At 41.5% G+C, this 13777-nt stretch carries 13 protein-coding genes; 1 reads left to right on the top strand and 12 read right to left on the bottom strand.

The annotated features are described in order from the left end of the window. The 12 genes from M1F55_RS07790 to gyrA form a co-directional block, all read right to left on the bottom strand. A complete protein-coding gene (locus M1F55_RS07790) occupies positions 1-432 on the bottom strand; it encodes an arginine repressor (RefSeq protein ID WP_020900686.1) in 432 nt (143 codons plus the stop codon). Further along, on the bottom strand, positions 425-1240 hold the full coding sequence (locus M1F55_RS07795; protein WP_201059056.1) for a TlyA family RNA methyltransferase: 816 nt from the start codon (positions 1238-1240) through the stop codon (positions 425-427). The genes M1F55_RS07790 and M1F55_RS07795 overlap by 8 nt, the downstream gene beginning before the upstream one ends. Next, a complete protein-coding gene (locus tag M1F55_RS07800) occupies positions 1233-2108 on the bottom strand; it encodes a polyprenyl synthetase family protein (RefSeq protein ID WP_247947617.1) in 876 nt (291 codons plus the stop codon). Before M1F55_RS07800 ends, M1F55_RS07795 begins: the two co-directional genes overlap by 8 nt. Then, on the bottom strand, positions 2105-2317 hold the full coding sequence (locus tag M1F55_RS07805) for an exodeoxyribonuclease VII small subunit (RefSeq protein ID WP_084926391.1): 213 nt from the start codon (positions 2315-2317) through the stop codon (positions 2105-2107). The genes M1F55_RS07800 and M1F55_RS07805 overlap by 4 nt, the downstream gene beginning before the upstream one ends. Further along, positions 2295-3635 (bottom strand): exodeoxyribonuclease VII large subunit, encoded by a 1341-nt coding sequence (gene xseA, locus M1F55_RS07810; protein WP_084946575.1) that lies wholly within the window; start codon positions 3633-3635, stop codon positions 2295-2297. Before xseA ends, M1F55_RS07805 begins: the two co-directional genes overlap by 23 nt. Before the next feature lie 127 nt (positions 3636-3762). Beyond that, the gene (gene udk / locus M1F55_RS07815) at positions 3763-4401 is read right to left on the bottom strand and encodes a uridine kinase (RefSeq protein WP_001181377.1); all 639 of its coding nucleotides are present in this window, start codon (positions 4399-4401) and stop codon (positions 3763-3765) included. A 109-nt stretch (positions 4402-4510) separates the two neighbouring features. Beyond that, the gene (gene truB, locus M1F55_RS07820; RefSeq protein ID WP_247947618.1) at positions 4511-5389 is read right to left on the bottom strand and encodes a tRNA pseudouridine(55) synthase TruB; all 879 of its coding nucleotides are present in this window, start codon (positions 5387-5389) and stop codon (positions 4511-4513) included. Between the two features lie 10 nt (positions 5390-5399). Continuing rightward, complete coding sequence (locus M1F55_RS07825) at positions 5400-6674, bottom strand: DUF2130 domain-containing protein (protein ID WP_247947619.1); 1275 nt, start codon at positions 6672-6674, stop codon at positions 5400-5402. A 95-nt stretch (positions 6675-6769) separates the two neighbouring features. Continuing rightward, positions 6770-8050: an O-acetylhomoserine aminocarboxypropyltransferase/cysteine synthase family protein gene (locus tag M1F55_RS07830; protein ID WP_247947620.1), complete on the bottom strand. Its 1281-nt coding sequence runs from the start codon at positions 8048-8050 to the stop codon at positions 6770-6772. Positions 8051-8196: 146 nt separating this feature from the next. Further along, complete coding sequence (locus M1F55_RS07835) at positions 8197-8994, bottom strand: formate/nitrite transporter family protein (RefSeq protein ID WP_020902891.1); 798 nt, start codon at positions 8992-8994, stop codon at positions 8197-8199. Between the two features lie 142 nt (positions 8995-9136). After that, a complete protein-coding gene (locus M1F55_RS07840) occupies positions 9137-9880 on the bottom strand; it encodes a class A sortase (protein WP_023947195.1) in 744 nt (247 codons plus the stop codon). After that, entirely contained in the window at positions 9880-12348 is a 2469-nt protein-coding gene (gene gyrA, locus M1F55_RS07845) for a DNA gyrase subunit A (protein WP_247947621.1), read from the bottom strand. Before gyrA ends, M1F55_RS07840 begins: the two co-directional genes overlap by 1 nt. A 194-nt stretch (positions 12349-12542) precedes the next feature. Between gyrA and M1F55_RS07850 the strand changes: the two genes are divergently transcribed. Next, a complete protein-coding gene (locus M1F55_RS07850) occupies positions 12543-13529 on the top strand; it encodes an L-lactate dehydrogenase (RefSeq protein WP_020901464.1) in 987 nt (328 codons plus the stop codon). Positions 13530-13777: the final 248 nt, after the last annotated feature.

Here is a 13777-nt window from a genome sequence, read left to right on the forward strand (position 1 = left end):
CTACCAATTTTTTACTTGTTCAAAGATTTCCTCAGCTAGACTTTCGCTTCTTGCAATGACTAAAATCGAACTATCATCAGCCAAACAGCTAAAAATCTTGTCCGCAAAAGTCTCGATTAACTGAGCTTTTACAAAAGCAGTATTTCCTGGGATGACTTGGAGATTAATCATCTTATCCATCAATTCAGCCGATTCGATATTGTCTTCAGCCAGTTGCAAACTTTTTACGATTGATTTTGGCAATTCATAGACATAGGTGTTGTCTCTCAAAGGAATTTTGACAATGCCTAACTCTTTGATATCTCGTGATACTGTTGCTTGAGTGGCAGTGATTCCTGCCTCTTTCAAATGTTCTACGATTTCTTCTTGCGTACCGATTTGATAATCTGTCACAAATCGTCTAATTTTTTCAAGTCTCTCTTTTTTATTCATTTTTAAATTGACTATGCGCCCTCTCTACTACTTCTGCAATCTCAGCAAGAACCTGATTGCTTGCTGACTCTTCTTTTTTCAAATACGCTAAAAACTCAATATTTCCATGACCACCTTGGATGGGAGAAAAATCCAAACCAAGGACTGAAAAACCTTCCTCTACTGCCATAGCTGTGACAGATTCAAGGACATTCTGATGAACCTTAGCATCTCGAATAATTCCATTTTTCCCGATTTGCTCACGTCCTGCTTCAAACTGGGGCTTAACCAAAGCCACAACCTGACCCTGATTAGCCAACACACGGTGCAAGGCCGGCAAAATAAGACTTAGGGAAATGAAACTCACATCAATACTGGCAAAGCTCGGTTCCTGCTCGAAATCAGTCTTTTCAGCATAGCGGAAATTGAATTGCTCCATACTGACAACCCGCGGGTCTTGGCGTAATTTCCAAGCCAACTGATTGGTACCGACATCAACTGCAAAAACAAGTTCAGCACCATTCTGCAACATAACATCGGTAAAGCCACCAGTAGAAGCACCGATATCAATTGTGGTCGCTCCATCAACTGACAAATCAAAGACCTGCAAGGCCTTTTCCAGTTTTAAACCACCACGGCTGACATACTTGAGTTTCTCCCCCTTGAGTTTTAGCTCGGTGTCGTCTGGAATTTTCTCTCCTGGTTTATCAAACCGTTCTCCATTAAGGACTGCTACGACTAGACCAGCCATGACGCCGCGCTTGGCTTGTTCTCTCGTTTCAAACAAGCCCTGTTTATAAGCTAGTACATCCACTCTTTCCTTAGCCATTGATTCTCAAACTTTCTACTACTTTTACAATCGATTCTGTTTCAAAGGAAACCTGCTGGGCAATTTCTTCTAATTTGGCATTAGCTTGATCCAGAGTTTGGTTACAAAAGGCAATAGCTTCTTCCAAGCCCAACAAAGCAGGATAGGTTGATTTTTCAGCCTGCAAATCCTTTTGTGGTGTCTTGCCGATTTCCTCAAAACTAGCGGTCACATCCAGTACATCGTCTCGAACTTGAAAAGCAAGTCCAATCAATTCCCCAATAGTTTTCAGTTTTGCCTGCATTTCAGGTTCCAATTCGGCTATGATGGCTGCTGCTTGGAAGGGATAGGCTAGTAGTTTTCCAGTCTTATTAGCATGAATAGTCTGGAGTTCTTCCAAAGACAAATGTTGGCGTTCTCCCTCCATGTCCAAAACCTGACCTGCAACCATGCCCAGACTTCCTGAAGCAAGGGATAAGTTGGCAATCAAGTCTACCTTGATCTGACTTGGCAAATCTGCCTGCGCAATCAAGGCATAGGGATCTAGGAATAAAGCATCTCCTGCCAAAATTGCCATTGCTTCTCCAAATTTCTTATGATTGGTCAATCGTCCCCGACGGTAATCATCATTATCCATAGCTGGAAGATCATCGTGAATCAAGCTCCCTGTATGAATCATTTCCAAGGCCGCAGCAACCTGTGCGTGAGCAGGTTTAATAGCGACCTGCAAGGCTTCCAGGACTTCTAACAAGAGAAAGGGTCGAATACGCTTGCCACCAGCATGAATGGAATAGAGAACAGACTCTCGCAAACTAGAGGCAAACTGCTGGTCTCCATAAAAGTCTTCCAAGGCCGACTCGACAAGAGCTAATTTTTCTTGCTTTTTCATTCAAAATCACTTTCTGTTCCGTCTTCTTGCATAACCTTGACCAAGGTCTTTTCAGCCTTGTCCAGCGTCGCTTGGAGATCTTTTGACAAGACCATGCCCTTTTGAAAGGCGGCAATCGCATCTTCCAGAGCAATTTCACCATTTTCTAAACTTTGGACAATGGTCTCCAGTTCTGCTAAATTTTCCTCAAATTTCTTTTGTTTTGACATCTTTAACCTCTAATTCTACTTGACCATCTCGCATCAACAGCGTTACTTGGTCTGTTTTCTTTAAATTTTCAACCGAATCAACTACGGACTCTTCTTTTTTGACAATTGCATAGCCACGCGCCACGATTCGACTGGTATCCAACATGAGCAAGGCTTCTGAAAGTCTCTTGACCTCAGCAACCTTGGCATCATAAACCAAAGCCATTTGGCTACGTAGGAGCTTATCCAATTGTACAAGCCGATCCTGATAACGTTGGATTTTAGTAACAGGCGATAATTGGACTAGTCGATGCGTCCTTGCTTGTACTATCTGTTTGTTATCAGAAATCCGTGTTCGCAAACTTTGTTTCAAACGCAATTGCAGTTGATCCAAGCGTTGCAAATAACCATCATACAAGCGCTCTGGTTGTCTAAAAATAACAGACTGACTGCATTTTTTCAAAGCTTCTTGGTTCTTAGATAGGACATTTCGGACTGCCGTTGCCATCCGTTTTTCCTGATTTTGCAAATGAGCTAATAGATCCAACTTGGTCACAGGTGTTGCCAGTTCAGCTGCCGCTGTTGGCGTCGCAGCGCGGCGATCTGCCACAAAATCTGCCAAGGTCACATCCGTCTCATGCCCCACACTAGAGATAACTGGCAAACGAGATTCAAAAATAGCTCGTACCACAATTTCTTCGTTAAAAGCCCATAAATCCTCAATGGAACCTCCACCACGACCAATAATGAGCAAGTCCAAATCGTCCCGTTGATTGGCACGCGCAATATTCCGTGCTATTTCCTCTGCTGCTCCATCTCCTTGAACCTTGGTCGGATAAAGAAGAATGTCCACACCTGGAAATCGCCTGCTGACGGTCGTGATAATATCTCGAATCACGGCTCCACTGCGACTGGTTACTACACCAATTCGCTTAGAAAATTGGGGAAGAGGTTGCTTGAAGCGTTCTTGAAACAGGCCTTCTTCTGTCAATTTTTTCTTGAGTTGTTCAAACTGTATCGCAAGTGCACCAACTCCATCAGGCTCTGCCTTTTCAATGATGATGGAGTAGCTACCGCTCGGCTCATAGACCTGTACACGCCCAATCACATTGATCTTCATCCCTTCTTCCAGGTCGAAGCCTAATTTCTGATAAATCCCAGACCAAATAGTCGCTTGAATAACTGCATGGTCATCCTTTAGGGAGAAATATTGGTGAGTAGGTCGTTTACGAAAGTTGGAAACTTGACCAGTTAAATAGACCCGTTCCAAGTAAGGGTCTTTATCGAATTTCATTTTCAGATACTTGGTCAAAGTTGTTACCGATAAATACTTTTCCATCTCCACCTACTACTCATTTTCTTGCTCTTTCATGGGTATTATTATACCAAAAATATGCCTAAAAATCTCCATTTATGTACCATTATGAGGGAAAAATAAAAAAAAGAGGCAAGGCCTCCACATCTGATTATTTGCTATTTCGAGCTTCTTCCAAAATCTTTTCAATCTTGGTCGTCAACAGGTCGATAGCCACTGTATTGCTGACTCCCTCAGGAATGACGATATCGGCATAACGCTTGGTTGGCTCGATAAACTGATGGTACATGGGCTTGACCACACCTAAATACTGGTCAATAACGCTATCAAGGCTACGGCCACGCTCTTCCATATCACGCTTGATCCGACGAATAATGCGCACATCATCGTCTGTATCCACAAAAATCTTGATATCCATCAAATCGCGCAGGCGCTTGTCCTCCAAGACCAAAATCCCCTCAACGATAAAGACATCTTGAGGCTCCTGACGATAGGTCTTGCTACTTCGTGTATGCTCTGTATAGTCATAAGTCGGAATGTCCACCGGACGCCCTGCCAACAATTCCTTAATTTGCTCGATCATCAAGTCTGTATCAAAGGCAAAAGGATGGTCGTAGTTGGTTTTGACACGCTCTTCAAAGGTCAAATGAGACTGATCCTTGTAGTATGAATCATGCTCAATCATGGAAATCTTTTCATCAGGAAAATGCGATAAAATGGCTCTTGAAACACTGGTTTTACCACCACCAGAACCACCTGTCACTCCGATAATGATTGGTCTATTTTGCATGCTATCCTCCGTTTTTTTATCCGTCGTCTATTCTATCACATTTTTTGCAAAATTTATAGTCTGATTTGGATAGTCTAGGGGAAACAACACTCCCTACACCTCAGTTGGACTAGCTAAAAACCTTCCTTGGCTTGTAGAGATTGTCCCGTTTTTCTAGAATGGCTAGCAATTTATCATCTTCAAAGGCAGCCAATTCCTTATCCGACTGTTCTAACTCGATAAAACGACCAAAGCGTACTTCTGTAGCCTGTTCTGGACTTAGGAAAACTTTGACAAGGTCGCCTGTCCCAATCTCTAGAGGATGGAGAAAGTCTAATTGACCAGCCTCTACTTTTTCAGCAATTTCTTCCAAGGTAAGAGCATCTTCTAGTTGCAAACCAGCTGCACTAGTCCGTGTTAGATGTGACATATGAGCCGCATAACCAAGCTTCTCTCCCAAATCAACTGACAATGTACGGATGTAAGTCCCTTTACTGCATTTTACACGAAAAGTAAAGCGTGCAAGATTCCCCTCGTAAGAAATCGGACTTGTCCGCTCAAATTGATAAATGGTCACCTGACGTTCTGGACGCTCCACTTCCTGACCAGCTCGCGCATACTCATAAAGCTTACGACCATTGACCTTGACAGCCGAATACATAGGTGGAATCTGAGTAATAGGCCCAGTCAAGCTCGTAATTACTTCATCAACAAGCTTTTCATCCAAGGGCGATAAAACAGGTGTCTCTGCGACCACTTCCCCACTGGCATCCTCAGTCGTCGTGGAATAACCAAGAGTGATTTCTCCCTCATAGACTTTACCCTCATCCTGCATAAACTCGACCATACGTGTCGCCTTGCCAACCGCAATGGGCAAAACACCCACTACATCCGGATCTAAGGTCCCACCATGACCAATCTTCTTGGTTCCCAAAATCTTACGCAGTTTAAAAACCGCATCATGCGAGGTCATCCCCGCTTCTTTTTTTAAGTTGATAATACCGTTCATTTTTGCTTTCTCACTCACCCTTCAACGCTTCAAACTTCGCTTTCATGGTTGGATTTTTTCGGGTCAATTTTTTAACTGAAACATCTTCCAACTTGTTGTTAGCAAGGCGAAGTTGGTTTTCAGATGTTGTTAGGAACTTTTTAACCTCTTCCATCCGTTTTATGGCCTTGTCGATTTCATCGATTGCTTTACCAAAGTTGGTCGAAGCTGAATTATAGTTCTTAGCAAAGGCCTGTTTAAAGGCATCCAAGTCTTCCTCAAAATGCGTAATGTCTATATTTTGCTCGCGAACTAAGGCCAACTCCTGCTTGTATTTTAAGGAATTAAGAGCCGCATTTCGCAAGAGCCCAATCAACTGGATAAAGAATTGAGGACGAACCACATACATCTTTTCATACTCGTGGCTGACGTCAACAATCCCCGTGTTAAAGTAGTCATTATTGGCCTCAAGCATAGTCACCAAAACCGCATATTCACAGTTCTTCTCCCGACGGTCCTTGTCCAATTCCTTGTAAAAATCTGCATTCTTGTGCTTCTTCTCTGTTCCGTCAGCTTCATTTTTCATCTCAAACATGATGGAAATGATTTCAACACCATTTTCATCACTCTCGCGGAAGATAAAGTCGCCTTTGGAACCACGCGCAGAAACCTTGTTATCCTTTTCAAAGTAAGCATTTGGAAAGGCGAAACTACGGACCTTATTAAACTCACTCTCTGCATAGTGTTCCAGACTTTCCCCGATAGCTTTTGTAGACTGCTGTGCCTTGAAATTCTTATAAAATTCGACTTGTTCACTGGTTGCTTTGAGCTGTGCTTCATAGTTTTGTTTAACAGAGGCAAGAGAAAGTTCATTTTCTTTTTCTTGCAAGAGAAGCTGATTTTTAACCTGGTCTCGTTCTTTTTCTAGGTCAGAGAGGGTCTTCTGTAGTTGATTTTCATGTTCCAAACGCAAGGTTGCCAATTGGTTTTCCAAGGCCTGTACTTCCTTATCCTTAGCCAAGAGAGCCTGATGACTTGTCTGTTCAACCTCTTTCTTGGCCAATTCTTTTTCTGTATCAAAGTTTTGGATTTGACTCTGTAATTGCGCAATTTCTTGGTCTTTTTGAGCTAGTTTAGACTGTTGCTCATTCATGGCCTTTTGCTCAGCCAAGGCCAGTTCCTGCTTCATGCGATCGTGTAGTTCCTTATCAAACTCTGCTGTTCTCACTTGGGACAAAAGTTCAACATACTGACTTTCATTTACTGTAAAGACTTCCCCACAGTTGGGGCATTTGATTTCGTTCATATCGTTCCTCTTTCTAGACTTCTGTAACCATTATATCATGCCTGAAGGAAAATCAAAAACAGTGAGTCGAAACCCACTGTTTATCTTTTTTTACTTTAAATTTTTTCCAAGGCCAAGCGCAAATCTTCGATCAAATCATCTACATTTTCAAGTCCAACAGACAAGCGGATTTGGTTTGGTGTGACACCTGCTGCTTCTAGGTCTTTTTCTGACAATTGACCGTGAGTGGTTGTTGCTGGATGGACAACAAGCGATTTAGCATCTGCCACGTTTGCTAGATCAGAAAAGATTTCTAAATGATCAATTACCTTGCGTGCCTCTGCCTCCCCACCTTTGACATGGAAGGTAAAGATTGAGCCCACACCTTTAGGCAAGTATTTCTCAGCCAAGGCATGGTAAGGACTATCAGCAAGTTTTGGATAGTTAACTTTTTCTACCTTAGGATGGTTGACAAGGAAATCAACAATTTTCTCTGCATTTTGCACATGACGTTCCACACGAAGAGAAAGTGTTTCAAGTCCTTGTAGCAAGAGGAAAGCATTAAATGGTGACAAGGCTGCACCTGTATCACGGAGTAATTGAACACGAACAGCGATAATAAAGGCAGCCGCACCTACATCACGAGTATAGCTCAAGTTATGATAGCTTTGGTCTTCCTCAACAAATTGAGGGAATTTCCCTGAAGCTGCCCAGTCAAAACGACCGCTATCGACAATCACTCCACCAATAGTCGTACCATGCCCACCGATAAACTTAGTCGCAGAGTGAATGGCAATATCTACACCGTGAGAAAAGACATTAATCAAGTAAGGCGTGGCAAAGGTATTATCCGAAACGAGTGGAATCTGGTGTTTATGCGCAATCTCAGCCAATTTTTCCAAGTCAGGAATGTTAATCAAGGGGTTGCCCAAGGTTTCAATCAAGACAAGCTTGGTATTGTCATTGATAGCTGCTTCTACTTCCTCCAAATTATCAACATCGACAAAGGTTGTTGTGATACCATAACGAGGAAGGGTTTCCTTCAAGAGATTGAAGGTTCCACCGTAAATAGTTGAGGCTGCTACTACATGGTCACCAGCGTGGGCAAGTGCCAAAATCGTATAAGTCACTGCGGACATACCTGATGCTGTTGCAAGAGCTCCAACACCACCTTCAAGGGCAGCAATTCTTTCTTCAAAGGCAGCTGTTGTAGGGTTGGTGATACGAGTATAAATGTTCCCTGGTTTTCTCAAGGCAAAAAGATCTGCACCTTCCTGCGTGTCATCAAAAACAAAAGATGTTGTTTGATAAATCGGCACTGCACGAGACTTAGTAGCTGGATCCACAACTTGACCAGCATGCAGTTGCAAAGTTTCAAATTTAAAATCACGAGTCATAAAACGACCTCCAAATAGTTTGATTAAGGATATTGTAGCACCTTAAGTTATAGTTTACAAATATCAGTTTTCTATATTTTGATATAAGAAATAGCTATTACTCAATTTAAAAACGAAAAAAGCACGAATTAATCGTGCTCATTTTCTTAATCTACATAAGTATCTTCGTTTTTATTGAGGAAGGCATATGGAAGACCCATCAAGAGGCCTCCTCCGATAAAGTTTCCGATGAAGGTTACACCCCAGTGGCGAAGCATATTTCCAATACCGAAGTTGGCAATTGAGTCAGCAGCAACACTGAATTTTACAATCGCGAAAGAAGCAAAGTTCGCAGCAATGTGCTCGTTTGTTAAGAATACAAACATGTAAATCGCTGATAAAACGAGCCATAGTTTAGCACCACCATCTTTGACCAAAACAAATGAAAGAATCGCAATATTTACGAAAATATTTGCTAAAATCGCCTCAAGCAAGATTAATTCATTTGAACGGCCTAACTTCATCTCAACAACCCCTGAGATGAAACTATCGTGAGTCAGATGTGCATAAGCTGCTGAGTGGGCAAAACCCCAACCTGCTATCAAAGCCCCGATAAGGTTGAACAAGGTACAGTAAAGTAAAATCTCAGCTGTTTTTCTCCAAGAGATTTTTTTCAAGAAACTACCAGCAGTCAAGAACATCATGTTTGATGTTACCAACTCGGCATTTAAGAAAACAATGTAGGCCAAGCCCCAAGCGAAGACAAATGGGAAGAGGAAACGTCCACTACCTGGTGCAATTTTATTAATCAAGTCAGCCCCAACTGCACCAGCAGCTGTACTGAAGGTTAAAAATGCACCTGCGAACATAGAACGAATCGCATACTTAAATTTGCTTTGACTATAAAGACTTTCCTTCTTCTTGCAAGCAAATTCAATCTTTGAGATAAATTCTGAAGAAACCATAATAAACTCCTAAAAATTTTTTACCTGATAATTATATCACAAACTTTAGAATTAAGGAAACGTTTTCTGTATTTCATAACAGTTTATTTTGAAACGCAATCTATAAAAAATCAGTAAAACCTAAGATTTTACTGATTTATCTTTAATAACGTTGTTTATATGGTTGATTGAAAGCTGTTAGAATTTCTTCAGGTGTTTGTGAATAATCTTTTGTATCTTTCAAGTCACCTTTTACGATAATACGTTCTGTCGCATCATAGTCAACACAGGTTACAAGTGTGATTTCATCAACTCCAGTACGGTCATCAATCTCATCAACGCGATCTGGAGTCACATGCTTCACTTCACGGATTTCATAGGTATAAACTTTATCCTTATCAGTTAGATAAATTTTCATCCCATTTTTAGCGCGTGATAATGGAGAAAAGAGCATTTGGCTGGCGTTCTCCGCCGTGAAGATATGATGGCTCGCAAGGGAATAGTTTCCTTTCCCCATCACTTGATCACGCTTCATTGTACCAGCTCCATAGAAAAGATTGACATTATCCAGTCCCTTAAAAATAGGCAAGTTAATTTCTACCTCAGGGACAGCAATTCCACCGATAACTGGCAATTTTTGCGAATCCCATTGTGAGGACAAGACAGCTTCTGACGAGATGGCTTTTACGGAATCAAAGTCAAAATTCCCTTCTGTATCTTGATTTTCTTCCAATTTTTCTTTTGATACCTGGCTGACTTGGTATTTATTGGTATTCCAAACCATGAACATATCACGAATTTTTGAATTGAAAATCAAAGCTATTGACAAGATGATTAAGAATCCTGCCAAGATATTGATTAGTAAATTTTTACGGTTTGTTTTCTTTTTATTCTTTTTATGAGACATTATGCTTCACCTTCTGTTTCGTTTTCTGTCCCAACTTCTTCTTTTTCTGCAGCTGCAACCGTAGTAAAGGTTACAATTTTAGCATCTTGATCTAGGCGCATCACTTTAACTCCCATAGTTGAGCGACCTGTTTGTGAAATATTGGCAACATTGGTTCTAATCATGACACCAGTATCAGTGATAATCATCAAATCTTCATCGCCTTTAACGGTCATAAGACCAGCAAGAGAACCGTTCTTTTCTGTAATCTTAGCGGTTTGCATCCCTTTACCACCACGACCTTTAGTTGGATATTCGGTCGCAACTGTGCGCTTACCATACCCCTTTTCTGTGATGATAAGAACCTCGTCCTGGTCTGTAATCACACTAGCACCAACAACTGTGTCTCCGTCACGAAGGTTAACACCTTTCACACCAGTGGCGATACGACTCATACCACGAACAGCTGATTGATTAAAGCGAACTGAATAACCAAACTTGGTACCAATGATAATATCCGTGTCCTCTTCTGTCAGCAAGACATTAATCAACTCATCTTCATCCTTGAGGTTTAAAGCCTTAAGTCCATTTTGACGAATGTTAGCAAATTCCTTAACGCTGGTTCTCTTCACAATACCATGACGAGTTGTGAAGAAGAGGTAAGCATCATCGCTGCGTTCAGATTCAACATTGATGATGGTCTGAATACTTTCACCTTCATCCAATTTCAAAAGATTGACGATTGGCAAGCCCTTAGCTGTACGGCCATACTCAGGAATTTCATAGCCTTTCAGGCGATAGACACGTCCTTTATTTGTAAAGAAGAGTAGGTGATCATGGGTGCTAGTTGACACTAACTCACGAACAAAATCATCATCCTTAACTCCGGTTCCTTGGACACCACGACCACCACGTTTTTGAGCCGTAAATTCAGCTTGGTCCAGACGTTTGATGTAGCCTTTGTTTGACAGTGTAATCAAGACATCTGATTCTTCAATCAAGTCTTCATCTTCGAGACTTAAGACTTCACCGACCATCAATTCCGTACGACGTTGATCGCCAAACTTACGCTTGACTTCATCTAATTCATCTTTGATGATTTGAGAAACACGCTCTGGCTTAGCAAGAATATCTGCCAAATCCGCAATCAGAGCCAAGAGGTCATCATACTCAGACTGAATCTTATCACGTTCCAAACCTGTCAAACGACGAAGACGCATATCAAGGATAGCCTGACTTTGGCGTTCAGAAAGCTTGAACTTGCTCATCAACTCAGCTTGTGCTTCCGCATCAGTTTCACTAGCACGGATGATACGAATCACTTCGTCGATATGGTCTAGCGCAATTAAGAGACCTTCTAAGATGTGAGCACGTGCTTCTGCTTTTTCCTTATCAAAACGAGTACGACGAACAACCACTTCTTTTTGGTGCTCGATATAAGCATCCAAAATCTGACGAAGGGACAAAATCTTGGGTACACCATTTTGGATAGCAAGCATATTGAAACCAAAGTTGGTTTGCATCTGGGTCATCTTGAAGAGATTATTAAGGATAACATTGGCTGAGGCATCGCGCTTGACCTCAATAACAAATCGAACCCCTTCGCGGTTTGACTCATCACGAACTGCTGTAATACCCTCAATGCGTTTTTCCTGAACCAAACGAACAATATGCTCATGCACCTTTGTTTTATTGACCATATAAGGAAATTCTGTTACAACAATACGCTCACGGCCAGTCTTAGTTTCTTCAATTTCAGTACGAGAACGAAGGACAATAGAACCTTTACCTGTTTCGTAGGCCTTATGAATACCTGATTTCCCCATAACAAGAGCACCAGTTGGAAAATCTGGTCCAGGCAGGACTTCCATCAAGTCCTTAGTGGTCACTTCAGGATTGTCCATGACCAACTTCACTGCATCAATGGTTTCACCAAGGTTATGAGGTGGAATATTGGTTGCCATCCCAACCGCAATACCAGTTGCTCCATTAACCAAAAGATTAGGAAAACGTGCTGGCAAGACCAAGGGTTCACGTTCATTGGCATCATAGTTATCAACGAAATCAACTGTATTTTTGTTAATATCACGAAGCATTTCCAGAGCAATCTTGCTCATACGTGCCTCAGTGTAACGCTGGGCGGCAGCACCATCACCGTCCATGGAACCAAAGTTCCCATGACCATCTACAAGCATGTAACGGTAACTCCACCATTGAGCCATACGGACCATGGCTTCATAGATAGAGTAATCCCCGTGTGGGTGATATTTACCCATGACATCCCCTGTAATACGAGCAGATTTTTTATGGGGTTTGTCTGGAGTAACACCCAGTTCATTCATTCCGTAGAGAATCCGACGGTGGACGGGTTTCAAGCCATCTCGAACATCAGGAAGAGCCCGCGCTACGATAACACTCATAGCGTAGTCGATAAAGCTCGTCTTCATCTCCTTTGTCAGATTGACATTCACTAAATTTCTATCCTGCATTAATAAATGCCTCATTTCACTATTAGTAATTAACTATATTATACCATAATGTCCGCTATATTTCAGGTATCTAAAACCACTAAAACGTTTACATCAAGAACTGAAATGTATATCCGTGACAAAGCTTTTCAAAAGTGATAAAATTGAAATAACTGGGGAAATCCCTGAATAAAATTAAGGAGATGTTTAGAATAATGACTTCAACTAAACAACACAAAAAAGTTATCCTTGTCGGTGATGGTGCTGTAGGTTCTTCTTACGCTTTTGCACTTGTTAACCAAGGAATTGCACAAGAGCTTGGAATTATCGAAATTCCACAATTGCATGAAAAAGCTGTTGGTGACGCGCTTGACCTTAGTCACGCCCTTGCCTTCACTTCACCTAAAAAAATCTATGCAGCTCAATACTCTGACTGTGCAGACGCTGACCTTGTTGTAATCACTGCAGGTGCGCCTCAAAAACCAGGTGAAACTCGTCTTGACCTTGTAGGTAAAAACCTTGCTATCAACAAATCAATTGTAACTCAAGTTGTTGAATCAGGTTTCAAAGGTATCTTCCTTGTTGCTGCTAACCCAGTTGACGTCTTGACTTACTCAACTTGGAAATTCTCTGGATTCCCTAAAGAACGCGTTATCGGTTCAGGTACTTCACTTGACTCAGCTCGTTTCCGTCAAGCACTTGCTGAAAAATTGGATGTTGATGCTCGTTCAGTCCACGCCTACATTATGGGTGAACACGGTGACTCTGAGTTCGCTGTTTGGTCACACGCTAACATCGCTGGTGTAAACCTTGAAGAATTCCTTAAAGACACTCAAAATGTTCAAGAAGCTGAATTGATTGAATTGTTCGAAGGTGTTCGTGATGCAGCCTACACAATCATCAACAAAAAAGGTGCAACATACTACGGTATCGCAGTAGCCCTTGCTCGTATCACTAAAGCAATCCTTGACGACGAAAACGCAGTACTCCCACTTTCAGTATTCCAAGAAGGTCAATACGGAGTTGAGAACGTCTTTATCGGTCAACCAGCTGTTGTTGGTGCACATGGTATCGTTCGTCCAGTAAATATCCCATTGAACGACGCAGAAACTCAAAAAATGCAAGCATCTGCTAAAGAATTGCAAGCTATCATTGACGAAGCATGGAAAAATCCAGAATTCGAAGCAGCTTCTAAAAACTAATTTAGATAGTAATAACTCCTTGAGTCATCAGGGAGTTTTTTTATCTCTATCTTAACTAAACATTTTATGAAGTTTACGTAAAAACAACATAACTTTAAAAGCTATCATGTCACAGTTTGAGCATAAATCCGAAAACTACCAATTAGATCTATACTCACGTTACAAAAAGTCTGGAGCAAGCAGTACTTGACGCACTTGATACTGTCGCATTGAGTAGAAAGTAAAAAGTTTTGCCCCCTTTTGCCCCC

The sequence above is a fragment of the Streptococcus mitis genome (assembly GCF_023109235.1).
GTDB classification, from domain to species: Bacteria; Bacillota; Bacilli; order Lactobacillales; family Streptococcaceae; genus Streptococcus; species Streptococcus mitis_DA.

Excerpts from the sequence above, each read along its gene's own strand:
- M1F55_RS07790 (WP_020900686.1), bottom strand. The coding sequence starts at position 432 with ATGAATAAAAAAGAGAGACTTGAAAAAATTAGACGATTTGTGACAGAT.
- M1F55_RS07795 (WP_201059056.1), bottom strand. The coding sequence starts at position 1,240 with ATGGCTAAGGAAAGAGTGGATGTACTAGCTTATAAACAGGGCTTGTTT.
- M1F55_RS07800 (WP_247947617.1), bottom strand. The coding sequence starts at position 2,108 with ATGAAAAAGCAAGAAAAATTAGCTCTTGTCGAGTCGGCCTTGGAAGAC.
- M1F55_RS07805 (WP_084926391.1), bottom strand. The coding sequence starts at position 2,317 with ATGTCAAAACAAAAGAAATTTGAGGAAAATTTAGCAGAACTGGAGACC.
- xseA (WP_084946575.1), bottom strand. The coding sequence starts at position 3,635 with ATGGAAAAGTATTTATCGGTAACAACTTTGACCAAGTATCTGAAAATG.
- udk (WP_001181377.1), bottom strand. The coding sequence starts at position 4,401 with ATGCAAAATAGACCAATCATTATCGGAGTGACAGGTGGTTCTGGTGGT.
- truB (WP_247947618.1), bottom strand. The coding sequence starts at position 5,389 with ATGAACGGTATTATCAACTTAAAAAAAGAAGCGGGGATGACCTCGCAT.
- M1F55_RS07825 (WP_247947619.1), bottom strand. The coding sequence starts at position 6,674 with ATGAACGAAATCAAATGCCCCAACTGTGGGGAAGTCTTTACAGTAAAT.
- M1F55_RS07830 (WP_247947620.1), bottom strand. The coding sequence starts at position 8,050 with ATGACTCGTGATTTTAAATTTGAAACTTTGCAACTGCATGCTGGTCAA.
- M1F55_RS07835 (WP_020902891.1), bottom strand. The coding sequence starts at position 8,994 with ATGGTTTCTTCAGAATTTATCTCAAAGATTGAATTTGCTTGCAAGAAG.
- M1F55_RS07840 (WP_023947195.1), bottom strand. The coding sequence starts at position 9,880 with ATGTCTCATAAAAAGAATAAAAAGAAAACAAACCGTAAAAATTTACTA.
- gyrA (WP_247947621.1), bottom strand. The coding sequence starts at position 12,348 with ATGCAGGATAGAAATTTAGTGAATGTCAATCTGACAAAGGAGATGAAG.
- M1F55_RS07850 (WP_020901464.1), top strand. The coding sequence starts at position 12,543 with ATGACTTCAACTAAACAACACAAAAAAGTTATCCTTGTCGGTGATGGT.